The organism is Pseudoxanthomonas spadix BD-a59 (assembly GCF_000233915.3).
Taxonomy (GTDB): domain Bacteria; phylum Pseudomonadota; class Gammaproteobacteria; order Xanthomonadales; family Xanthomonadaceae; genus Pseudoxanthomonas_A; species Pseudoxanthomonas_A spadix.
In genome coordinates, this window is record NC_016147.2 from 838,083 (window position 1) to 858,868 (window position 20,786).

23 protein-coding genes and 1 tRNA gene are annotated in these 20,786 nt (G+C 68.1%); 21 read left to right on the forward strand and 3 right to left on the reverse strand.

Features of this window, described 5'->3' with window-relative positions; genetic code table 11:
- The first annotated feature begins 52 nt into the window (after positions 1-52).
- The 18 genes from DSC_RS03735 (at position 53) to DSC_RS03820 (ending at position 14,582) form a co-directional block, all read left to right on the forward strand.
- On the forward strand, positions 53-568 hold the full coding sequence (locus DSC_RS03735) for a GNAT family N-acetyltransferase (protein ID WP_014159796.1): 516 nt from the start codon (positions 53-55) through the stop codon (positions 566-568).
- Between the two features lie 69 nt (positions 569-637).
- Positions 638-913, forward strand: a complete 276-nt coding sequence (locus tag DSC_RS03740) for a hypothetical protein (protein WP_014159797.1) — start codon at positions 638-640, stop codon at positions 911-913.
- Positions 914-1,002: 89 nt separating this feature from the next.
- The gene (locus tag DSC_RS03745) at positions 1,003-1,563 is read left to right on the forward strand and encodes a lipase family alpha/beta hydrolase (protein WP_014159798.1); all 561 of its coding nucleotides are present in this window, start codon (positions 1,003-1,005) and stop codon (positions 1,561-1,563) included.
- An 80-nt stretch (positions 1,564-1,643) separates the two neighbouring features.
- Complete coding sequence (locus DSC_RS03750) at positions 1,644-2,378, forward strand: YebC/PmpR family DNA-binding transcriptional regulator (RefSeq protein WP_014159799.1); 735 nt, start codon at positions 1,644-1,646, stop codon at positions 2,376-2,378.
- Positions 2,379-2,445: 67 nt separating this feature from the next.
- A complete protein-coding gene (gene ruvC, locus DSC_RS03755) occupies positions 2,446-3,006 on the forward strand; it encodes a crossover junction endodeoxyribonuclease RuvC (protein ID WP_014159800.1) in 561 nt (186 codons plus the stop codon).
- Positions 3,007-3,238: 232 nt separating this feature from the next.
- Positions 3,239-3,823, forward strand: a complete 585-nt coding sequence (gene ruvA / locus DSC_RS03760; RefSeq protein WP_014159801.1) for a Holliday junction branch migration protein RuvA — start codon at positions 3,239-3,241, stop codon at positions 3,821-3,823.
- 44 nt (positions 3,824-3,867) lie between these two features.
- The gene (locus DSC_RS03765; protein WP_014159802.1) at positions 3,868-5,793 is read left to right on the forward strand and encodes a potassium transporter Kup; all 1,926 of its coding nucleotides are present in this window, start codon (positions 3,868-3,870) and stop codon (positions 5,791-5,793) included.
- Between the two features lie 46 nt (positions 5,794-5,839).
- Positions 5,840-6,877 carry a Holliday junction branch migration DNA helicase RuvB gene (gene ruvB / locus DSC_RS03770; protein WP_014159803.1) on the forward strand — a complete coding sequence of 346 codons (1,038 nt, stop codon included), beginning with the start codon at positions 5,840-5,842 and terminating at the stop codon, positions 6,875-6,877.
- Between the two features lie 205 nt (positions 6,878-7,082).
- A complete protein-coding gene (gene ybgC, locus DSC_RS03775) occupies positions 7,083-7,532 on the forward strand; it encodes a tol-pal system-associated acyl-CoA thioesterase (protein ID WP_043290384.1) in 450 nt (149 codons plus the stop codon).
- A gap of 36 nt (positions 7,533-7,568) precedes the next feature.
- Positions 7,569-8,342, forward strand: coding sequence for a protein TolQ (gene tolQ / locus DSC_RS03780; RefSeq protein ID WP_014159806.1), 774 nt, complete (start codon positions 7,569-7,571; stop codon positions 8,340-8,342).
- A gap of 11 nt (positions 8,343-8,353) precedes the next feature.
- Entirely contained in the window at positions 8,354-8,800 is a 447-nt protein-coding gene (gene tolR / locus DSC_RS03785; protein WP_014159807.1) for a protein TolR, read from the forward strand.
- The gene (gene tolA, locus DSC_RS03790; RefSeq protein ID WP_014159808.1) at positions 8,790-9,806 is read left to right on the forward strand and encodes a cell envelope integrity protein TolA; all 1,017 of its coding nucleotides are present in this window, start codon (positions 8,790-8,792) and stop codon (positions 9,804-9,806) included. Before tolR ends, tolA begins: the two co-directional genes overlap by 11 nt.
- Positions 9,807-9,909: 103 nt before the next feature.
- The gene (gene tolB, locus DSC_RS03795; RefSeq protein ID WP_014159809.1) at positions 9,910-11,238 is read left to right on the forward strand and encodes a Tol-Pal system beta propeller repeat protein TolB; all 1,329 of its coding nucleotides are present in this window, start codon (positions 9,910-9,912) and stop codon (positions 11,236-11,238) included.
- 91 nt (positions 11,239-11,329) lie between these two features.
- Positions 11,330-11,845 (forward strand): peptidoglycan-associated lipoprotein Pal, encoded by a 516-nt coding sequence (gene pal, locus DSC_RS03800; protein ID WP_014159810.1) that lies wholly within the window; start codon positions 11,330-11,332, stop codon positions 11,843-11,845.
- A 183-nt stretch (positions 11,846-12,028) separates the two neighbouring features.
- Positions 12,029-12,868 carry a tol-pal system protein YbgF gene (gene ybgF, locus DSC_RS03805; protein WP_425476611.1) on the forward strand — a complete coding sequence of 280 codons (840 nt, stop codon included), beginning with the start codon at positions 12,029-12,031 and terminating at the stop codon, positions 12,866-12,868.
- 100 nt (positions 12,869-12,968) lie between these two features.
- Positions 12,969-13,658, forward strand: coding sequence for a 7-carboxy-7-deazaguanine synthase QueE (gene queE / locus DSC_RS03810; RefSeq protein ID WP_014159812.1), 690 nt, complete (start codon positions 12,969-12,971; stop codon positions 13,656-13,658).
- Positions 13,659-13,740: 82 nt separating this feature from the next.
- Positions 13,741-14,421, forward strand: coding sequence for a 7-cyano-7-deazaguanine synthase QueC (queC, locus tag DSC_RS03815; RefSeq protein ID WP_014159813.1), 681 nt, complete (start codon positions 13,741-13,743; stop codon positions 14,419-14,421).
- 85 nt (positions 14,422-14,506) lie between these two features.
- Positions 14,507-14,582, forward strand: a tRNA-Lys gene (locus tag DSC_RS03820).
- 178 nt (positions 14,583-14,760) lie between these two features.
- Here the strand turns inward: DSC_RS03820 and hslO are convergent.
- A complete protein-coding gene (gene hslO / locus DSC_RS03825) occupies positions 14,761-15,651 on the reverse strand; it encodes an Hsp33 family molecular chaperone HslO (RefSeq protein ID WP_043290936.1) in 891 nt (296 codons plus the stop codon).
- Between the two features lie 179 nt (positions 15,652-15,830).
- Here hslO and mtgA point away from each other — a divergent pair, with 179 nt between their 5' ends.
- Genes mtgA through DSC_RS03840 form a run of 3 tightly spaced genes read left to right on the forward strand, consistent with a single transcriptional unit; the run spans position 15,831 to position 17,959 of the window.
- Complete coding sequence (mtgA, locus tag DSC_RS03830; RefSeq protein ID WP_014159815.1) at positions 15,831-16,544, forward strand: monofunctional biosynthetic peptidoglycan transglycosylase; 714 nt, start codon at positions 15,831-15,833, stop codon at positions 16,542-16,544.
- 4 nt (positions 16,545-16,548) lie between these two features.
- On the forward strand, positions 16,549-17,571 hold the full coding sequence (locus tag DSC_RS03835; protein WP_014159816.1) for a glycosyltransferase family 2 protein: 1,023 nt from the start codon (positions 16,549-16,551) through the stop codon (positions 17,569-17,571).
- Positions 17,531-17,959 carry a CBS domain-containing protein gene (locus DSC_RS03840; protein WP_043290386.1) on the forward strand — a complete coding sequence of 143 codons (429 nt, stop codon included), beginning with the start codon at positions 17,531-17,533 and terminating at the stop codon, positions 17,957-17,959. Before DSC_RS03835 ends, DSC_RS03840 begins: the two co-directional genes overlap by 41 nt.
- 10 nt (positions 17,960-17,969) lie before the next feature.
- Here the strand turns inward: DSC_RS03840 and DSC_RS03845 are convergent, their stop codons facing one another.
- Together DSC_RS03845 and trhA are read right to left on the reverse strand one after the other, a co-directional pair.
- Complete coding sequence (locus DSC_RS03845) at positions 17,970-19,934, reverse strand: AsmA family protein (protein WP_014159818.1); 1,965 nt, start codon at positions 19,932-19,934, stop codon at positions 17,970-17,972.
- An 88-nt stretch (positions 19,935-20,022) separates the two neighbouring features.
- On the reverse strand, positions 20,023-20,691 hold the full coding sequence (trhA, locus tag DSC_RS03850) for a PAQR family membrane homeostasis protein TrhA (protein ID WP_014159819.1): 669 nt from the start codon (positions 20,689-20,691) through the stop codon (positions 20,023-20,025).
- Positions 20,692-20,786: the final 95 nt, after the last annotated feature.

Genomic DNA, 20,786 nt, shown 5'->3' on the forward strand with positions numbered 1-20,786 from the left:
CGCATCACCGTCGCTCACGTCTCACTCCTCTACATTCTCCTCGCCTGACCCCATGATCATCCGCCAAGCCACGCCCGATGATGCCCAGGCTGTCTCCGACCTGGCTGCGCGCACCTTCACCGAGACCTTTGGCCACCTGTATCCGGCCGAAGACCTGCACGGTTTTCTGGAGGAAAGCTATGCGCTGGACCGGGCCAGGATCGTGCTGGCCCATCCGGACTACGCGATCTTCCTGGCCGAAGAGGACGGCGTGGCGATCGGTCATTCGGCCGCCGGTCCGTGCGGGCTGCCGCACCAGGACGTGCAGCCGCAGGATGGCGAGCTCAAGCGCCTGTACCTGTTGTCCGGCTACCAGAACCGCGGGATCGGCTCGCGCCTGTTCCACACCACCCTGGACTGGCTCCAGCGCCACGGCCCGCGCGCGCTGTGGATCGGGGTGTGGTCGCAGAACTTCGGCGCCCAGCGCTTCTACGCCCGCCACGGGTTCGAGCGGGTGGGCCAGTACAAGTTTCCGGTCGGCAAGATCGTGGATGACGAGTTCATCCTGCGACGTCCGGCACGGTCCTGAAAGCCGCGTCCGGGTTGAGCGGGCGCGGCGCCTGGGTCATGCTGCGGCCACTTCATGGAGGAAATGCCGATGTCACTGCTGCGTCCCCTGTTGTGCCTGGTCCTGGTGCCCGCCGCGTTGAGTGGCTGCGCACACGATGAGATGGCGCGTTGCACGTCGGCCTCGGGCAGCTGGGCCATCGGCCGGGTTGCCGACCAGGCCACCCTGGACCGCATCCAGGCCGAAAGCGGCGCCCGGCAACTCCGCACCCTGGCCGACGACCAGAGCTCCTCGGACATCGGCATGGACCGGGTCACGGTGCACGTGGACGCGCGCAACCGGGTCAGTGCAGTGACCTGCGACTGAGACCGGCGCGCGCCCATGCCGTCCAGCAGCCTGAACCGCCATTGCCGGCGGTGCGGGTTCTGCATGGCATCTGGAATGCTCAAGCGTGGGTGCGCCCGCTGGCTTGGCGGCTGTCGGCCGCCGGTTTCGACGCGCAAGTGTTCGGCTATCGGAGCGTCACCGCAGCGCCGCAGGTGGCGATCGACCGCCTGGCCCAATGCCTGGACGATGGCCCGCCGACACATCTGGTCGGATACAGCCTGGGTGGGCTGATTGCGCTGGAAACCCTGCGCCGGTATCCGCAGCTTCCGGTGCCGCGGCTGGTGTGCCTGGGCTCGCCGCTGCGCGGCAGTGCCACCGCCCGTGCGCTGCTGCAGCGTGGCTGGGGCGGGCTGCTGGGGCGCAGCGAGCCGTTGCTGGACCATGGCTGCCAGCCCTGGCACGGGCCGACCCAGGTGGCGATGGTCGCCGGCCACGTGCCGCGCGGGGTGGGGCGGCTGCTGGGCGCGGTCGGCACCGATTCGGATGGCACCGTGGCCCTGGCCGAAACCCGCCTGCCGGGCCTGGCCGACCATTGTTGCGTGCCGGCCAGCCACACCGGGCTGGCGTTTTCGCCGCAGGCCGCGCGCCAGGTGGCCGCGTTCCTGCGCTGCGGGCGGTTCCGGCGCTGACCGGGCTGTCAGTGGCCGGCGCGCGCGGCGCATTGGAGTAAAATTATCACTTCATGTTCGTGTCCCAACGGAAGTGTGTCATGGGTCGAGGCCCTTCGATCGAAGCCCGCAAGAACGCCAGCGACGCCAGGCGCGGCAAGATCTTCACCAAGATCATCCGCGAGATCAGCGTGGCCGCCCGCGCCGGCGGCGGCGATCCGCACCACAATCCCAGCCTGCGCACGGCGATGGACAAGGGCCTGTCGGCCAACATGTCCAAGGACGTGATCGAGCGCGCCATCAAGAAGGCCACTGGCGAGCTGGAAGGCGTCGAGTACGAATCGATCCGCTACGAGGGCTATGCGCCCGGCGGGGTGGCGGTGATCGTCGATGCGCTGACCGACAACCGCGTGCGCACCGTGGCCGATGTGCGCCATGCCTTTGCCAAGTGCGGCGGCAACATGGGCACCGAAGGCTCGGTGGCCTTCATGTTCAGGCGCGTGGGCGTGCTGAGCTTTGCGCCGGGCGCCGACGAGGATGCGGTGACCGAAGCGGCGATCGAGGCCGGGGCGGAGGACGTGGTGGTCTATCCGGATGACGGCTCGATCGACGTGCTGACCGCGCCGGAGGCTTTCGAGACGGTCAAGCAGGCCATGGCCGCGGCTGGCTTCACGCCGGGCTATGCCGAGATCACCTTTCGCGCCGACAACGACATCGCCGTGGACGGCGAGACCGCCGTGCAGGTGCGCAAGCTGCTGGACATGCTCGAAGACCTGGACGATGTCCAGGAGGTGTATTCCAACGTCGACCAGGCCTCGCTTGGCGGCGTGAGCTGAAGTGGCGGTGGCCGGGACTCGGAAGGGTCGGGAAGCCGGGACTGGGGGCTCGACTGCGGCAGCGGCGATGGCAGGCGCGCGGGAACAGGGTTTTCCGGGTCCCGGTTCCATCCGCATCCTCGGCATCGACCCGGGTTCGCAGCGCACCGGCGTGGGCATCATCGATGTCGACGCAGCCGGCCAGACCGTGCACGTGTTCAACGGCCCGCTGGTGCTGCTGGGCGAAGGCGGGTTTCCGCGGCGGCTCAAGCGCCTGCTGCTGGGGCTGGGCGAGCTGCTGGAACAGTGGAAGCCGGACGAAGTGGCGATCGAACAGGTGTTCATGGCCCGCAATCCCGATTCGGCGCTCAAGCTGGGCCAGGCCCGCGGCGCGGCGATGGCCGCGGTGGTCATGCGCGACCTGCCGGTGCACGAATACGCCGCCAGGGAGGTCAAGCTGGCCATCGTGGGGCGCGGCGGCGCAGACAAGGAACAGATCCAGCACATGGTCGGCATCATGTTGAACCTCAAGGGCAGCCTGCAGGCCGACGCGGCCGACGCGCTGGCCGTGGCCATCACCCACGCGCACGTGCGCGCCACCGCGCAGCGGATGGGCGTGGATGCGCGGCAGGCATGGAGTCGGAAATGAGTCTCTTGGAGAAGCCGGGACCCGGGACCCGGGACCCGGGACCCGATCAGGGCAACGGCGCTTTCGGGTGCACCGGGACGGGCTCTGCCGGGTCCCGGGTCCCGGGTCCCGATCAGGGCAACGGCGCTTTCGGGTGCACCGGGACGGGCTCTGCCGGGTCCCGGGTCCCGGGTCCCGGGTCCCGGCCTCCTGGGTCCCGGCTTCCTGGGTCCCGGCTTCCCGGAGCGCTGCCATGATCGGTCGCCTGCGCGGGATCCTGATCACCAAGTCGCCACCCTGGCTGATGATCGAAGTCGGCGGCATCGGCTACGAACTCGAAGCGCCGATGAGCACCTTCTACGACCTGCCCGAGCTGGGCCGGGAGGTCACGCTGTTCACCCATTACGCGCAGAAGGAAGACAGCGTGTCGTTGTACGGCTTCCTGCGCGAGGGCGAGCGCAGGCTGTTCCGCGACGTGCAGAAGGTCACCGGCATCGGCGCCAAGATCGCCCTGGCGATCCTGTCGGGGGTGAGCGTGGACCAGTTCGCCCGGCTGGTGCAGGCCGGCGACGTCACCGCACTGACCCGCATCCCCGGCATCGGCAAGAAGACCGCCGAGCGCATGGTGGTGGAACTGCGCGATCGCGCTGCCGGGCTGATCGCAGGGCCGGTCGGGGGGGGCGCGCTACCGGTCGATCCCCAGTCCGAGGCGATCACCGCCCTGCAGCAGCTGGGCTACAAGCCCGTCGAGGCGCAACGGATGGCGCGCGAGGTGGCTGCCCCGGGCGATGATGCCGCCGGGATCATCCGCAAGGCCCTGCGCTCAGCCTTGCGCTGAGTGCAGGCCTTCCTCACCTTCCCAGCAGTAGGCTGACTTTCGCCATGTCCACAGCGCACCCCACTTCCTCGGCTGCTGACAGCGCGGCGTCCCATCATGATCACGGCAACCAGGGCCTGCCCGGCCTGATCCTTGGGGCCGTTGGCGTGGTCTTCGGCGACATCGGCACCAGTCCGCTGTACACGCTGAAGGAGGCGTTTTCGCCGCACTTCGGCCTGGTCGGCAACCACGACACCATCCTGGGCATCCTCTCGCTGGTGTTCTGGGCGCTGGTGATCGTGGTGACGGTCAAGTATGTGACCATCATCATGCGCGCCGACAACGACGGCGAGGGCGGGATCATGGCGCTGATGACCCTGGCTCAGCGCACCTTGCCGCAGGGCTCGCGCTCGGCCTACGTGGTCGGCATTCTTGGCATCTTCGGTGCTTCGCTGTTCTTCGGTGACGGGGTGATCACGCCGGCCATCTCGGTGCTGTCGGCGGTGGAGGGCCTGGAAGTGGCCGCGCCCGGCCTGGAGCGCTGGATCGTGCCGATCACCGTGACCATCCTGATCATGGTGTTCGTCGCCCAACGCTTCGGCACCCAGAAGGTCGGCAAGGTCTTCGGCCCGGTGACGGCGCTGTGGTTCCTGGCCCTGGCGGTGCTGGGCGTGTGGAACATCATCGACGCGCCGGAAGTGCTCAAGGCCTTCAATCCGATGTGGGCGATCGACTTCTTCATCGCCCACGGCTGGCACTCGGTGCTGATCCTGGGCGCGGTGGTGCTGGCGGTCACCGGTGGCGAGGCGCTGTATGCCGACATGGGCCACTTCGGCGCCCGCCCGATCCGCTATGCCTGGTACCTCATGGTGCTGCCATGCCTGATGCTGAACTATCTGGGGCAGGGCGCGCTGGTGTTGCAGGATCCGGCTGCGGTCAGCAATCCGTTCTACGAAGGCGTGCCCGAGTGGGGCCTGTATCCGATGATCGTGCTGGCCACCATGGCCACCATCATCGCCTCGCAGGCGGTGATCACCGGCGCCTTCTCGGTGGCCCGCCAGGCCATGCAGCTGGGCTACATCCCGCGCATGCAGGTCAAGCACACCTCGCACGACACCATCGGCCAGATCTACGTGCCGGGGGTGAACTGGATGATGATGATCACGGTGCTGGCGGTGGTGCTGGCGTTCGGCAGCTCCACGGCACTGGCCAGCGCCTATGGCATCTCGGTGTCGGCCACGATGCTCATCGATACCCTGCTGCTGGCACTGGTGGCGCGGGCGCTGTGGCCGCAGGGGCGCAAGTGGGTGCTGCCGCTGTGCGTGCTGTTCTTCATCGTCGATGTGGGCTTTGTGATCGCCAATGGCGCCAAGTTCTTCGACGGGGCCTGGTTCCCGCTTGCGCTGGGCCTGATCGTGTTCACCTTGCTGCGCACCTGGCGTCGCGGCCGCGAACTGCTGGCCGCCGAAATCCGCAAGGACGGCATCGGCCTGGACAGTTTCCTGCCCGGGCTGATGCTGGCCCCGCCGGTGCGCGTGCCGGGCACGGCGGTGTTCCTGACCGCGCAGACCGGCGTGGTTCCGCATGCACTGCTGCACAACCTCAAGCACAACAAGGTGCTGCACGAGCGCAATGTGTTCCTGACCGTGCACACCCTGCCGCTGCCGTACGCGCCGGCCGACAGACGGTTGAAGGTGGAGTCGATCGGCGACGAGTTCTACCGGGTGGTTGTCAGGTTCGGCTTCATGGAGACCCCCGACGTGCCGCTGGCGCTGATGCGTAGCTGCGACCAGGGCGGGCCGTACTTCGACCCCATGGACACCACCTTCTTCGCCAGCCGCGAGACGATCGTGGCCAGCGCCCGCCGCGGCATGCCGATCTGGCGCGACAAGCTGTTCGCCGCCATGCACCGCAACGCCGCGCCGGCGACCGGATTCTTCCGCATCCCGGGCAACCGGCTGGTCGAGCTGGGCTCGCAGGTGGAGATCTGATGCGCGTGACCTGCGCCGCGGCGGCGGCGCGTGCGACCATGGCCGCATGAACGAGCACCGCCTCATTGCCGCCGACGCCACCGGCGAGGATGACGCCCTGGAGGCGTCGATCCGGCCCCGGCGCCTGGCCGATTACCTGGGCCAGCAGCCGGTGCGCGAGCAGATGGACATCTATATCCAGGCCGCCAGGGGCCGCGGCGAGGCGCTGGACCACGTGCTGATCTTCGGTCCGCCGGGCCTGGGCAAGACCACCCTGAGCCAGGTGATCGCCAACGAACTGGGCGTGAGCCTGCGCGCCACTTCCGGCCCGGTGATCGAGAAGGCCGGCGACCTGGCCGCGCTGCTGACCAACCTGCAGCCGCACGATGTGTTGTTCATCGACGAGATCCATCGGCTCTCGCCGGTGGTCGAAGAGGTGCTGTATCCGGCCATGGAGGACTTCCAGCTGGACATCATGATCGGTGAAGGCCCGGCGGCCCGTTCGATCAAGATCGACCTGCCGCCGTTCACCCTGATCGGCGCCACCACCCGCGCTGGCCTGTTGACCGCGCCGCTGCGCGACCGCTTCGGCATTGTCCAGCGCCTGCAGTTCTACAGCGCCGAGGAGCTGACCCGGATCGTGCGCCGCTCGGCGCAGATCATGGCCATCACCTGTGAGCCGGAGGGCGCGGCCGAGATCGCCCGGCGCTCGCGCGGCACCCCGCGCATCGCCAACCGCCTGCTGCGGCGGGTGCGCGACTACGCCCAGGTCCGCGCCGGCGGGCACATCGACCACACCGTGGCCAAGGCGGCGATGGAAATGCTCAAGGTGGACCCGGAAGGCTTCGACGAGATCGACCGCCGGCTGCTGCACACCATCATCGAGAATTTCGACGGTGGCCCGGTCGGTGTCGAATCGCTGGCTGCGGCGCTGAGCGAGGAACGCGGCACCCTGGAAGATGTGGTCGAGCCCTACCTGATCCAGCAGGGCTTCCTGGTGCGCAGCGCGCGCGGGCGCATGGCCACGCGCAAGGCCTATCTGCATTTGGGGCTGACGCCTCGGGACCCGGGACCCGGGACCCGGGACCCGGAGGAGCTGTTCTGATGAAGGCCGCCCAGTGGATGGCCATGGCCGTGCAGCGCTCCTGCGCCCGCGCCTTGCCAATGAAAAGGAGCGGGTCCCGGGGAGGCCGTTCTGATGGCCATGCAGCGCTCTTGCGCAAGGGCCTTGCCGATGAAAAGGAGCGGGTCATGGCCTTCGGGTCCCGGGTCCAGGGCCCCGAGTCCCGCCCTTTAAGAAGGAGCGGGTCATGACCGCCGGGTCCCGGGTCCCGGACCCCGAGTCCCGGCCTTTATTCAGTTGGCCGACACGCGTCTATTGGGAAGATACCGACGCTGGCGGGGTGGTCTATCACGCGCAATACGTGGCTTTCCTGGAACGGGCACGCACCGAATGGATGCGCGCGCGCGGACAGGCGCAGGAGCAGCTGCGCCTGGACCACGACCTGGTCTTCGTCGTGCGGGCCATGCAGGTGGACTTTCTCAGGCCCGCGCGGCTGGACGACCTGCTGGCGGTCACTGCCGCAGTCAGCCAGGTCAGGCGGGCCAGCGTGATCTTTGCCCAGCAGATCTGGCGCGAGGATCAGCTGCTGCTCAGCGCGCAAGTCAAGGTGGCCGCGGTCTCGGCTACCGCGTTTCGCCCGGTGGCCCTGGCCGAGCCGCTGTACCAGGCATTCAAATCGCTGGAAATTGCAAGTTAACCCCTTACACGCGTAGAACACCGAGGAACACGACGGATGATTGGATTGCTCCTGGCGCTGCAGGACACCGTGACCGAGGCGCTGCCGGCGCAGACCGCCAGCGCAGCCGCCCAGGCCACCGCGCAGGTGACCCACACCAGCATCAACTACTTCGAGCTGCTGTCCAGAGCCAGCTTGCCGGTCAAGTTGATCGTGCTGCTGCTGCTGGTCGGCTCGCTGGTCAGCTGGGTGATCATTTTCCGCAAGGCCGGCGTGTTCAAGCGCGCCAACCGCGATGCGGACGAGTTCGAAGGCCGGTTCTGGTCCGGCGCCGACCTCAACAAGCTGTATTCGGCCGCTGCCGACCGCAACCGTGTGGTGACCGGGCTGGAGGCGATCTTCGAGGCCGGTTTTCGCGAGTTCTCGCGCCTGCGCGACAAGCGCCGCGGCGACCCGCGCGTCCAGCTCGAAAGTGCCCAGCGTGCCATGCGCACCACCTTCGCCCGCGAGGTCGACGCGTTGGAACGCAACCTGGAACTGCTGGCCAACATCGGCTCGACCGCGCCCTACGTGGGCCTGGTCGGGACCGTGTTCGGCATCATGGTGACCATGCACGACATGCTCAACAGCGGCGAGCAGGCCGGCATCGCGGCGGTGGCTCCGGGCATTTCCGAAGCGCTGTTCGCCACCGCGATCGGTCTGTTCGTGGCCATCCCCGCGGTCTGGGCCTACAACCGCTTCACCACGCGCGTGGAGCGCATCTCGGTGCGCTATGAAACCTTCGCCGAGGAATTCAGCTCCATCCTGCAGCGCCAGCCCGGCGAAGAGTAAGGGGCCGCCCCATGCAATCGGCCATCTCCCGGCGCAAGCGCCGCAAGCTCAAGTCCGAGATCAACGTGGTGCCCTACATCGACGTGATGCTGGTGCTGCTGATCATCTTCATGGTCACCGCGCCGATGCTGACCCTGGCGGTGAACGTGGACATCCCCAAGTCGACCGCGCGCTCGGTGGACAGCAAGGCCGATCCGGTGATCGTCACGGTGGACGGTGACGGGCGCTTCTTTCTAAAGCTCAAGGATGCCCCGATCCAGGAGCTTTCGGCCGAAGAGCTGCAGGCGCGCCTGGCGGCCTTCGTCAGCGAGAACAAGGACATTCCGGTGTTCCTGGCCGCCCCGGGGGATGCCAACTACCAGAAGGTGATCGACGCGACCGGCATCATTTCCAAGGCCGGGGTGACCAAGGTGGGCCTGATGAGCAAGCCGGGCGGCACGGGCGGCAATGCACGCTGAGGCGTCGTCTTTCGACCGCAGGGATCCACGCGACCGTCCGGGCACCGCGGTGGTGCTGGCCGTGTCCTTGCACCTGCTGTTGCTACTGCTGATCGTGCTGTCCCCGTACTTCAACTGGAACACCGACCAGGCCAGCGCCGCGGCCGGCGCCCCGGCCATCGAGGCGTCGCTGGAGATGTCGGCTTCGGACATGCGCGCCGCCCAGCAGGCGATCCGCGAAGCCTCCAAGGTCGAACCCAAGCCCGAGCCGCCCACGCCCATGCCCACGCCGCAGCCGGTGGCCGAGCAGGACACCGTGCCGCCGCCGCAGCCGCTGCCCGAGCCCAGGCCACAGGATTCGCCGGTGCCGCAACAGCAGCAGGCGCAGGAGCCGGTGCCTGATCCGGACCAGGTCAACCAGGAGCAAGCCAGCCGCCTGGCCATCGCCCAGGAAAAGGCCGAGAGGGAACAGGAGGCCAAGCGCAGGCAGGAACAGATCGACCTGACCGAACGCAAGCGTCAGGAGGAAGCCGAGCGCAAGCAGCGCCTGGCCGAGCAGCAGCTGGAGGACGACCGCCAGAAGAAGCTGGCCGCGATCCGCGCCCAGCGCGAGCAGGCCGCCAGACAGGCCCGGCTGGCCGAACAGAAGCTGCGCCAGCTGGCCGACGCGCGCGCCAAGCAGGCCTCCGCGCAGGCCGCCACAGCCGCGCCGTCCGCCCCGCCGGGCCAGAACGGCGTCGACGAAGGCCTGCTGGCCAGGTACGCCGCGGCCATCCAGAGCGCGGTGGCCCAGCAGTGGACCCGGCCGGACAGCGTGTCGGTGGGGACCAGATGCGTGGTCGAGATCACCCAGCTGCCCGGCGGCGAGGTGATGGAAGCCCAAGTGCGCCCGGGTTGTCCGATGGACGCGGCCGGCCAGCGCTCGATCGAGGCCGCCGTGCTCAAGGCCCAGCCGCTGCCGTATCGCGGGTTCGAACCGGTGTTCCGGCGCAAGCTCACCTTCATCTTCGAGGCGCAGGACCGCTGAGGCCGCGCCTTGCGGGGTTCACGCCTCCTTGGCGTTCATGATTGCGAAAATGTTCACGCCCGGCCTGCTATCCCTAGCGCCCTTTCGCAAGACCCACGCCTCCATGAAGAAATTGTCGCACTGGTTCGTCGCGCTCATCGTCCTGCTGCTCCCGGCCCTGGGCCAGGCGCAGGATCAGGCCCTCGAGATCAACATCGTCGGCGGCAACGCCTCGGCGCTGCCCATCACGATCGTGCCGATGCCCTACCAGGGCTCCGGCGAGGCTCCGGCCACCGACGTCTCGCAGGTGGTCCGTGCGGACCTGGAGCGCTCCGGTGCCTTCCGCACCCTGCCAGAGGCCAGCATCGTCGAGAAGCCGACCCGCGGGGCGGAGATCCAGTACCCGACCTGGCGCGCGCTGAAGCAGGACTACATCGTCGTCGGCCGCGTGCTGGACGGCGGCAACGGCGCCTACCGGGTCGAGTACGAACTGTTCGACATCGCCAGGCAGGAGCGTCTGCTCGGCCTGGCCATGACCGGCCGCGCCAGCGCCATGCGCGATGTCGCCCACCAGATGGCCGATGCGATCTACGAAAAGATCACCGGCATCCGTGGCGCCTTCTGGACCCGCATCGCCTACGTCACCCAGACCGGCCTGGGCGCCAATGCGCGCTACGCGCTGATGATTGCCGACTCGGATGGGTTCAACCCGCAGACCATCGTGCGTTCGGCCGAACCGCTGCTCTCGCCCTCCTGGAGTCCCGATGGCCGCAGGCTGGCCTATGTCAGCTTCGAGCGCGGCAACTCCTCGATCTACCTGCAGGACATCACCACCGGCGCGCGTGAGCTGGTCGCCAGCTTCCGCGGGATCAACGGGGCGCCGGCATTCTCGCCCGATGGCCGCCGCCTGGCCCTGACCCTGTCGCGCAGCGGCAACCCGGAGATCTACGTGATGGACCTGGGCAGCAAGGCGCTGACCCAGATCACCAACCAGTACGGCATCGATACCGAGCCGACCTGGAGCGCCGACGGCAGCCAGCTCTATTTCACCTCCGATCGCGGCGGCCGGCCGCAGATCTACAAGGCCTCTTCCGGTGGCGGCGGTGCCACCCGGGTGACCTTCGAAGGCAACTACAACGCCACCCCGACCGTGTCCTACGATGGCAAGAAGATCGCCGTGGCCCAGGGCAGCGGCAGCACCTATCGCATCGCCATGATGGACACCAGCCTCGGCTCGCCGCGCTGGACCACGCTTTCGCCCGGTTCGCTCGATGAGTCACCGAGCTTTGCCCCCAACGCCTCGATGATCCTGTACGCCGCCCGCGAGGGTGGCCGGGGCGTGCTGTACGCCGTTTCCGCAGATGGCCGTGTCCGTCAGCGACTGGTGCTGGCCCAGGGTGATGTGCGTGAACCGGCCTGGTCGCCGTACCGCAACCCTGCACCGCAAAAATAACCCGGTCGTGCCATTCCGTTGGCTTAATATTGCGTTAAACTAGCGCACGTCTGTATCCCACCATCCCGGATTCGTGTCACAAGGAACCCACATGAACACCACGTTTCGCGTCGCTGCTCTGTCCCTGATGTCTGTGGCCGTTCTGGCCGGTTGCAAGAAAAACACGAAGGAAACCCCGCCGCCGCCGGCCGTCGAGCCGCCGCCGGCGATGACCCAGCCGGTCGAAACCTCCGGTCTGTATGGTCCGAGCGATCTGGATACCGACGCCTGCCTGCGTCAGCGCGTGGTCTACTTCGACCTGGACCAGGATTCGCTGAAGCCGGAGTTCCAGGCCATCATGGCGTGCCACGCCAAGTACCTGCGTGACCGTCCTTCGGCCCGGGTCAACCTGGAAGGCAACGCCGACGAGCGCGGTTCGCGCGAGTACAACCTGGGCCTGGGCGAGCGTCGCGGCAACGCGGTTTCCTCCGCCCTGCAGGCCGCCGGCGGTTCGGGTGCGCAGTTGTCGGTGGTGAGTTACGGCGAAGAGCGTCCGACCTGCACCGAGTCCAACGAAGACTGCTGGGCCAGGAATCGTCGCGTCGAGATCGTGTACACCGCGAAGTAATCGACGGCTGAACTTCAGGCCACCGCTTGCGGTGGTCCACCAGGGCCGGTGACCGGAGCGGGCAACAGGACACAACCTGTCTGCCCGACCTGGCACCGGCCCTTCTCATTGGCCCGCCATGATTCAATGCCGCTTCTGCCGTGCCATGCGCATCCCTTTCGTCACGTGAGCCCCATGCGTCCAATCCATTTCCGTGTGCTTCTGCCGGTCCTGCTGCTGTCGCTGGGACTGGTGCCCACTGCCTTGGCCCAGCGCGCCAGCCTGGCCGATCGGGTTGCCGCGCTCGAAGCGCAGTCGGCCAACAGCCGCGGCAACATCGACCAGCTCAACCAGCTCAACCAACTGCGCAGCGAACTGGCCGAGCTGCGCGGCATGGTCGAGCAATTGCAGAACGAAAACGCCCAGCTCAAGCAGCGCGCCAAGGACCAGTATCTGGACCTGGACGGGCGCATCGGCCGCCTGGAGGGCGGCGGTGGCGCAGCGCCTGCAGCTGCCGGTGCGGTGCCTTCGGTCGTGCCGCCGCCGGCTTCAGGGGGTGCTTCGGCCGCCACGCCGACGGCCGTTCCGGTCGCGGACGCGGCGGTGGAAGCGCCCCCGTCCGTGCACGGCGATGCCGGCGCGCTGGCCCAGGCCGGCGACGAGCGCACCGCCTACGGCGTGGCCTTCGATGCGCTGAAGAAGGGCGAGTACGCCGACGCGGCCAACCTGTTCACCAGCTTCCTGCAGCTGTATCCCGGCGGCGTGTATGCGCCCAACGCGCTGTACTGGCTGGGCGAGAGCTATTACGTCACCCAGAACTACCAGATGGCCGCCGACCAGTTCAGCGCGCTGATCGCGCGCTATCCCACCCATGACAAGGCGCCGGGTGCGCTGCTGAAGTTGGGCCTGGCGCAGTACGGCCTGGGAAAGGTCAACGACGCCGAGGGCACCCTGCAGTCGGTGATCCAGCAATATCCCAACAGCGATGTCGCACGCACCGCCGAAGACCGCCTGCATTCGATCCAGGTCGGCCAGATGCGCTGAGGTGGATGGCTTCATCCGGGCCGCTCGAACCTGTTGTGCTGAAGATCGTTGAACGCCACTGCGGGGTCTGCGGTGGTGCACCTGTTGGAGGCCCCGTGAGATGAACGCCACTGCCGCCGCCCTTCCCGGCGATATCGAACAATCACCGCAGGAGCGGCTGAAGATCACCGAGATCTTCCTGTCGCTGCAGGGCGAGGCCGATGCGGTCGGCTGGCCGACGGTGTTCGTGCGCCTGACCGGTTGTCCACTGCGCTGCAGCTACTGCGATACGGCCTACGCCTTCCATGGCGGCACCTGGTGGGAGATCGACGACATCCTGGCCGAGGTCGCGCGCCAGGGCGTGCGCCATGTGTGCGTGACCGGCGGCGAGCCGCTGGCGCAGAAGCGCTGCATCGGCCTGCTCGAGCGCCTGTGCGATGCTGGCCACGAAGTCTCGTTGGAAACCTCCGGCGCGATCGATGTCTCACAGGTTGATCCGCGGGTGTCACGGGTGGTCGACATCAAGACGCCGGGCTCGGGCGAGCTACACCGCAACCGTTGGCAGAACCTGGCGCTGCTGAGCGCGCGCGACCAGCTCAAGTTTGTCCTGTGCGGGCGCAGCGATTACGAATGGGCGCGCGCACTGGTGCGCGAGCACGCGTTGTCCGGCCGCTGCAGCGTGCTGTTCTCGCCGTCCAAGGATCAGTTGAGTCCGCGCGATCTGGCTGATTGGATCGTCGAAGATCGTCTGCCGGTGCGCTTTCAGATGCAGCTGCACAAGCTGCTGTGGAACGACGAACCCGGTCGCTGAGTCACCGGCCGCGCGTCCTGGCGCTAGTACCGTACTAGGCTATGCATCCCCCGCCCGCTCGAGCCGGCAAGAACAAACGCCCATGAAAAATGCAGTGGTTCTCGTCTCCGGCGGGATGGATTCGGCCGTGGTCCTGGCCATGGCCCGCGCGCAGGGCTTTGTGCCCTACGCCCTGAGTGTGCAGTACGGGCAGCGCCACACCTCCGAACTGGACGCGGCCGCGCGCATGGCCGCCGCGCTCGGTGCGGCCGCGCACAAGGTCGTCAATGTCGACCTGCGCAGCATCGGCGGCTCGGCCCTGACCGATGACATCCAGGTGCCCGTGCGGACCGGTGAAGAGCCGGGCGGCGAGGGCATCCCGGTCACCTACGTGCCGGCGCGCAACACCATCATGCTGTCCATCGCACTGGGCTGGGCCGAGGTGCTGGGCGCGGCCGACATCTTCTGCGGCGTCAACGCGGTGGACTACTCGGGCTACCCGGACTGCCGGCCGGAGTTCATCGCCGCTTTCCAGACGCTGGCCAACCTGGCGACCAAGGCCGGCGTGGAAGGGGCGGGCATCGTCGTGCATGCACCGCTGCAGTTCATGGGCAAGGCCCAGATCGTGCGCGAAGGGGTGGCGCTGGGCGTGGATTTTTCCAGCACGGTATCCTGCTACAACGCCGATGCGGCCGGCAGGGCCTGCGGCCATTGCGATGCCTGCCGCCTGCGCGCGGCCGGCTTTGCCGAGGCCGGCGTGGCCGATCCGACGCGCTACGCCTGATCGGGCGTGATAGATGCGATTCGCGCATCGGCGTAGCGATGCGGTAAAATTCCCGGCCCGGCGCAAGGCCGGGGCCGCAGTGTCCGGGCCGTTAGCTCAGTCGGTAGAGCAGAAGACTTTTAATCTTTTGGTCGATGGTTCGAATCCATCACGGCCCACCATCTCAGAGCCGCAGGAAAAACAGCTGGCGAGTCGGTCTGGCACCGTTGTTCTTGCCAGTGAGGTGGCCACTCCCGGGCCGCCCAGGTGATCAGCAAACCGGCACACCGCGCGGGCATCGAGCGCATCGGTCCTGGCCGGTTCTCCGGTCGCGCACCCCAGGCCGGTGCCGGTCGCACATCATTGCAGGCGCTCGGAGCCACTGGCCAACAGCGGTGCGCCTTCGAACAGCTGTGCGATCTGATCCGGGCTGAAGTGATAGCGGCGGCCGCAGAACTCGCAACGGATCTCGGCCTGGCCCTCCTCAGCGGCGGCCATGGCCTCCTCGCGTCCCAGCGAGACCAGCATGCCTTCGACCCGCTCGCGTGAGCACGAACAGGCAAAGCGCAGCGGCTGCTGGTTCAGCACCACCACCGACTCTTCGTGGAAAAGCCGGTGCAGCAGCGCGGTCGGCGCGGTGGCCAGCAGTTCCCCGCGGCCCAGGGTGTCAAACAGCATGCCGGCGCGCTGCCAGCCGTCGGCATCGCCTTCGTCGCCGGGCAGTTTCTGCAGCATGATTCCGGCAACCTGGTCGCCGTCGGCGGCCAGCAGCAAGCGCGTGGGCAGCTGTTCCGAACGCAGGAAGTAATCCTGGAAGGCAGCGTCCAGCGTGGCCGCACTGAGTTCGACCAGGCTCTGGTAGCGCTGCGGCTCGCGCGGGTCCAGGCCGGGGTTCTCGATGGTGATGGCCAGCAGCGCATCGTCGCCGAGTGCGGTCAGGTCGGCAGGCGCGTCGTGGCCATCTCGCAGCTGGACAATCCCGCGCACGGTGCCGGCGGCGGTGCACTCGGTAAACAGCGTGCGCAGGCCGACGCTGCTGCGCAGCTGTACCGACAGGCGCCCGTCGATCTTGACGTGGCCGGTGAACAGTGCCGCTGCCGCCACGGCCTGGCCGAGCAGGTCCCGGGCGCGGGGCGGGTAATGGGCCGGTTCGCGCAGGTCGGCCCAGGCCTGGCGCAGGCGCACGCTGACCCCGCGCACACCGGCCTGGGGGAGCAGGAAACGGGTACGCAGGTCGTCTGAAGACGGGATCGAGTTCACGGGTGCATCCAAGGGCAGCGGCCTCGCCTGGAGGTCCGTCAGAATCCCTAGCGTGCGGGCGGCCGCGGCACTTTCCAAGGCGGCGCCGGATCCTGGCCGTCAACGCAGTGGAACCAGCAAGTAACATTGCCGCTTCCGCATCATCGCGCAGGAGCCCGGCCATCGACCCCATGCCCGCCATCGCCCGACCGCGTCGCTGGCTGCGCTGGCTGCTGGCCCTGCCCTTGCTGATCGCGGCCGGCAGCGCGCTGCAGGTGGCGGTGTTGCGGTTCGTCGATCCGCCGGTGTCGGCCTTCATGATCGCCCGGCAGTTCGAAGCGTGGGGCCAGGGCCAGTGGCGCTTCCATCCGGCCTACCAATGGCGCGACTGGGACCAGATCGCCCCGGCGCTGCCGTTGTCGATGGTCGCCGCCGAGGATCAGCGCTTTGCCAGCCATGCCGGTTTCGACCTGCAGGCCATCGAGAAGGCGCGCGCCCACAACGCGCGCGGTGGCCGGGTCCGCGGTGCCAGCACGATCAGCCAGCAGGTGGCCAAGAACCTGTTCCTGTGGTCCGGGCGCAGTTACCTGCGCAAGGGCGTCGAGGCCTGGTACACGATGCTGATCGAGCTGCTGTGGCCCAAGCGGCGAATCCTGGAGGTCTACGCGAACATCGCCGAGTTCGGCGATGGCGTGTATGGCGCGCAGGCGGCCGCACGCGCCTTCTGGGGCGTGGATGCGTCGCGGCTCAGCGCCGAGCAGGCCGCGCGCCTGGCCGCGGTGCTGCCTGCGCCGCGCACCTACAGCGCGGTGCGCCCCGGCCCGTACGTCTCCCGCCGCGCGGCCTGGATCCAGCGCCAGACCCGCCAGATCGGCGGTATCGGCTACCTGCAGACCCTGGAGTGAGCTGATGGCCCAAGACCGCCTGACCGTGGTGATCGCCGCGCGCAACGAGGAGCAAGCCCTGCCGCGGTTGCACCAGCGCCTGCGCGCGGTGCTGGACCGGCTCGATGCCGTCTCCACCCGGGTGCTGTACATCGACGACGGCAGCACCGACCGCACCTGGGAGGCCATGCAGGCACTGGCCTCCCGCGACGCGCAGGTGGAATTGCTGCGGCTGTCGCGCAACTTCGGCAAGGAGGCGGCGCTGACCGCCGGCCTGGACCTGGTCGCCGAGGACAGCGCGGTGATGATCCTGGATGCCGATGGCCAGGACCCGCCGGAGCTGATCCCGCAGTTCGTCTCGGCCTGGCGCGAAGGGCATGACAACGTCTTTGGCACGCGGGTCGAACGCGATGGCGAAGGCTGGCTCAAGCGCTTCACCGCGCACGGTTTCTACCGCCTGATCGGGCGCCTGTCCAAGACCCCGATACCGGCCGACACCGGCGATTTCCGCCTGCTGTCGCCGCGTGCGCACCTGGCCCTGAGGCAACTGCGCGAGCGCCATCGTTTCATGAAGGGCCTGTTCGGCTGGGTCGGCTATGGGCCGCTGTCCATTCCCTACCATCGCCAGGCGCGCATCGCCGGGCGCAGCAAGTTTGGCGCGTGGAAGCTGTGGAACTTCGCCCTGGAAGGCATCACCAGCTTCTCCACCGCGCCGCTGCGCGCGGCCACCTACCTGGGTCTGATCGTGGCGGTGCTGTCCTTCGTCTACGCGGTGATCGTCATCGCGCGCGCGCTGGCCCATGGCGACCCGGTCGCCGGCTGGCCCAGCATGATGACCGTGGTGCTGTTCCTGGGCGGCACCCAGCTGATCGCGCTGGGCCTGATCGGGGAATACCTGGGCCGGCTCTACGAGGAAGCCAAGCAGCGGCCGCTGTACCTGGTCCAGCAGTGGCAGCCGGCGCGCGAAGGCGTATCCTTCGAGCCAACCGAAGCAGACGGAGCGCGCCATGCGCACAGTCAGGCAGTTGCTGGCGGGCAAGACCGCTGAACTGGTCACGGTGACACCGGATCAACCGGTGTTCGAGGCGGTCCGCAAGATGGACCAGCATGGTGTCGGTGCGGTCCTGGTGATGCGCGGCCAGGTGTTGGTCGGGATCCTGTCCGAGCGCGATTACGCGCGCAAGGTGGTGCTGCTGGAGCGCTCCTCGCGCAGCACCCGGGTCGAGCAGATCATGACCACCGAGGTGGTGACGGTGGAACCGCAGCAGAGCGTGGCCCACTGCATGGAAGTGATGACCAGGCGCCGCTTCCGCCACCTGCCAGTGGTGATGGAGGGCCGGGTGATCGGGGTCGTGTCGATCGGCGACCTGGTCAAGGCGGTGATCGAGGACCAGCAGGCCGATCTGGACGCGCTGCAGCGCTACATCGCCTCCTGAGCGCGGTCGCCTACTTGGCGTACTTGCCACCGCAGTCGCTGTCCTGGCCGGCCCCGGTGTCGATGGTGGCCAGCAGGGCCGCCGGCGGCGCGATGGCGCCCAGCGCCAGGGCCACGGCGCCGCGCAGGCCCAGTTTGCCCGGGTCGGGGTGGAACGAGGGGTCCTTCAACGTGCCACCGATCTTCAGCGGTGTGCGGAAGCTCAGGATGCTGCGGTCCTTGGGACGCGGGTTCAGTTCCAGCGCCAGCGATTCGTCCTTCAGATCGATCTGGCCGCTGCCGAGCACGATGGTGTCGGTGGTGTCAAAGGCCATGCTGCGGGTCTGCATCAGCCCGTTGGTGACGCCGAAGTCGGCGAAGGCACAGCGGATCGGCACCTGCTTGTCCTGGTTGAACAGATAACCCAGCGACTGCGTCACGTCCAGGCCGGCCAGTTCAACCAGCAGCTGCGGAATCTGGCCCTTGCCCATGCCCACCGCCACCTCGCCGTTGGCGTTGCCGGCCATGTGCGCGATCGAGTTGCCGGTGGTGTCGACGCGAACGTGTCCGCCGATGCGGCCGGTGGCGGCCTGGGCGATCTGGGCCTGGGGGAACAACCGGCCCAGGTCGAGCGTGTGCATCTGGATGTCGGCGCGGGTGCGGATGGTCGGGGCGCGCGCGTCCATGCCGATGTTCGAGCGGATCTTGCCGCCGGCGACGCCGAAGTCCAGCGGCTGCAGCTGCAGCAGGCCGTCGTTGAGCAGCAGGTGCGCCTCCATGTTGTCCAGAGGCAGTCGGGTGTTGATGTGCCCGGCCTGCAGGCGGACGTCGGCATCCATCGAACGCAGCTTGGACAGGTCATAGGGATCCTGCGGCAGCACGCGTGGGTCGGCGGCCAGCCTGGCGGCCCTGGATTCCTGCTCGGCGTTGCGGGTTTCGCCGGCACCGCCTTCGGGCGGCGCGCCGATGAAGCCAGCCAGATCATCCAGATCCAGCCGCTCGGACACCAGATCGGCCTGCAGCTTCAGGCGCGGTCGACCCAGGATCACCGTGGTCGAACCGGCCAGGTCGCTGTCGCCGACCTTGCCGGCGAAGTGGTCGTAACGCCAGGTGTGGCCATCGCGGGCCAGGTCGCCGTCGATGGCATACGGCGGTGATTCGGGCAGGGCCACGCCGATCAGCCGATACAGGTCAGCCAGGTTCTGCCCGGACAGCGCCAGACGCAGGTTGAACTGGCGCAGGTGCAGGGGGTCGACCAAGGTGCCGCGCGCGCGCGCCTTGGTGTCGCCGGCGGCGGCATGCAGATCGACGCGATACGGGCGCTGGCTGTTGGCCAGGTCCAGCGGCGACTGGATGCGTCCACCCAGGGTGAACGGGTTCTCGCTCCAGCGGCCGGCGCCGGTCAGGTCGATCGGCGGTGCCCTGTACTGCGCGTTGGGCTTGCCGCTGCTGGCCTGGATTTGCAGGTCGGTCTTGTTGGCGGCATCCAGATAGTGCAGGCGCCCGCGCTCGACCACGACCGCGCCAAAGCGCGGGCTCATGCCGCCTTTTCCGTCATCGGGCGTGTCGCCCTGGAACACCCAGTTGCCACCGCCCTGGCTGGCCGGGCGCGATTCCAGTTCCAGCACCGGTTGGATGATGCGGATCGCCGGCAGGAACAGGCTGCGCTGGAACAGCAGCTGGCCCAGTGCCACGTCCAGTTCCAGGCGCTGGGCAGTGGCCATCTCCGGCGCGGTCTTGCGCGCCCAATCGGCGTTGGCCAGGCGCAGGCGATCGGCGCCGATGGTGGTGATGCGGCCCAGGTCCACGTCCAGGTTGCCGTCGATATGGAAGGCGCGCCCGGTGTTGGCCGCCACGGCCCGCTCCACCGGGCCCTTGAACCAGTTCCAGTCCCAGAAGCCGATCAACAGCACGATCAACACTGCCGCGATGGCCAGCGCGGTCAGGACTGGATGGGCGCGGGCGACATTGCGCGAGGGCGGCTTGGCAGGGCTCATGCGGGGCCACTATCGACAGCCTGGGTGTCTACGTGCTGCGAAGGCAGGAGCAGGCATTCAGCCCCGCCCTGACGCTCCGCGAAGCCGATCAACCGCCGTGATGCAGCCGTGGTCCCACCACCTGGCCGGTCACTGCAACGAAGTGGCAGACGCTGCCGGCCAGCACGAACAGGTGCCAGATCGCGTGGAAGTAGCGCACCGAGTCGCGCTGGTAGAAATAGGTGCCCAGGGTGTAGAAGATCCCGCCGGCCAGCAGCCAACCCAGGGTGAAGGCATCGACCGATTTCAGCAGGGGTTCGATCGCCACCACCACCAGCCAGCCCATCGCCAGGTACAGGCCGGTGGAAAGCAATCTGAAGCGGCCGGTGAAGAACAGCTTGAACACCACCCCGAACAGCGCGATCGTCCACACCGCAGCAAACATCCCCCAGCCCCAGGGCCCGCGCAGCCCGATCAGCAGGATCGGCGTGTAGGTGCCGGCGATCAGCAGGTAGATCGCGCAATGGTCGAAGACCTGCAGCCGCGCCTTGGCCATCGGATGCTGGATGGCGTGATACAGCGTGGAGGCCACGTACAGCAGCAACAGGGTCACGCTGAACACGATCGCCGTGCCCAGCTGCCAGCCATCGCCATACAGCGCCGCCAGGGTGATCAGCACCGCGCCGCCGGCCAGCGCGGCGATCGCGCCCAGGCCGTGGGTCAGGGCACTGGCGATCTCGTCGCGGACGTTGGTCTTGGGATGTGCCTGCAGCGCCATGTCCTGACTTTATCGCAGCCCATTCCCGGCCAGATGTGAGAATGGGCGGAGAGGCTGCACCGCTGCCAAGTCGTGTTCAGCCCGGGTGTGCAGCC

What these genes read in the sequence shown, in the direction of transcription:
- trhA (WP_014159819.1), bottom strand. Translation starts at nt 20,691, where the DNA reads ATGGCGCTGCAGGCACATCCCAAGACCAACGTCCGCGACGAGATCGCC.
- mtgA (WP_014159815.1), top strand. Translation starts at nt 15,831, where the DNA reads ATGCCCGCCATCGCCCGACCGCGTCGCTGGCTGCGCTGGCTGCTGGCC.
- tolQ (WP_014159806.1), top strand. Translation starts at nt 7,569, where the DNA reads ATGATTGGATTGCTCCTGGCGCTGCAGGACACCGTGACCGAGGCGCTG.
- tolR (WP_014159807.1), top strand. Translation starts at nt 8,354, where the DNA reads ATGCAATCGGCCATCTCCCGGCGCAAGCGCCGCAAGCTCAAGTCCGAG.
- pal (WP_014159810.1), top strand. Translation starts at nt 11,330, where the DNA reads ATGAACACCACGTTTCGCGTCGCTGCTCTGTCCCTGATGTCTGTGGCC.
- ruvB (WP_014159803.1), top strand. Translation starts at nt 5,840, where the DNA reads ATGAACGAGCACCGCCTCATTGCCGCCGACGCCACCGGCGAGGATGAC.
- ruvC (WP_014159800.1), top strand. Translation starts at nt 2,446, where the DNA reads ATGGCAGGCGCGCGGGAACAGGGTTTTCCGGGTCCCGGTTCCATCCGC.
- tolB (WP_014159809.1), top strand. Translation starts at nt 9,910, where the DNA reads ATGAAGAAATTGTCGCACTGGTTCGTCGCGCTCATCGTCCTGCTGCTC.
- DSC_RS03845 (WP_014159818.1), bottom strand. Translation starts at nt 19,934, where the DNA reads ATGAGCCCTGCCAAGCCGCCCTCGCGCAATGTCGCCCGCGCCCATCCA.
- ybgC (WP_043290384.1), top strand. Translation starts at nt 7,083, where the DNA reads ATGACCGCCGGGTCCCGGGTCCCGGACCCCGAGTCCCGGCCTTTATTC.
- DSC_RS03840 (WP_043290386.1), top strand. Translation starts at nt 17,531, where the DNA reads ATGCGCACAGTCAGGCAGTTGCTGGCGGGCAAGACCGCTGAACTGGTC.
- DSC_RS03750 (WP_014159799.1), top strand. Translation starts at nt 1,644, where the DNA reads ATGGGTCGAGGCCCTTCGATCGAAGCCCGCAAGAACGCCAGCGACGCC.
- queE (WP_014159812.1), top strand. Translation starts at nt 12,969, where the DNA reads ATGAACGCCACTGCCGCCGCCCTTCCCGGCGATATCGAACAATCACCG.
- ruvA (WP_014159801.1), top strand. Translation starts at nt 3,239, where the DNA reads ATGATCGGTCGCCTGCGCGGGATCCTGATCACCAAGTCGCCACCCTGG.
- DSC_RS03735 (WP_014159796.1), top strand. Translation starts at nt 53, where the DNA reads ATGATCATCCGCCAAGCCACGCCCGATGATGCCCAGGCTGTCTCCGAC.
- DSC_RS03835 (WP_014159816.1), top strand. Translation starts at nt 16,549, where the DNA reads ATGGCCCAAGACCGCCTGACCGTGGTGATCGCCGCGCGCAACGAGGAG.
- tolA (WP_014159808.1), top strand. Translation starts at nt 8,790, where the DNA reads ATGCACGCTGAGGCGTCGTCTTTCGACCGCAGGGATCCACGCGACCGT.
- DSC_RS03765 (WP_014159802.1), top strand. Translation starts at nt 3,868, where the DNA reads ATGTCCACAGCGCACCCCACTTCCTCGGCTGCTGACAGCGCGGCGTCC.
- DSC_RS03740 (WP_014159797.1), top strand. Translation starts at nt 638, where the DNA reads ATGTCACTGCTGCGTCCCCTGTTGTGCCTGGTCCTGGTGCCCGCCGCG.
- queC (WP_014159813.1), top strand. Translation starts at nt 13,741, where the DNA reads ATGAAAAATGCAGTGGTTCTCGTCTCCGGCGGGATGGATTCGGCCGTG.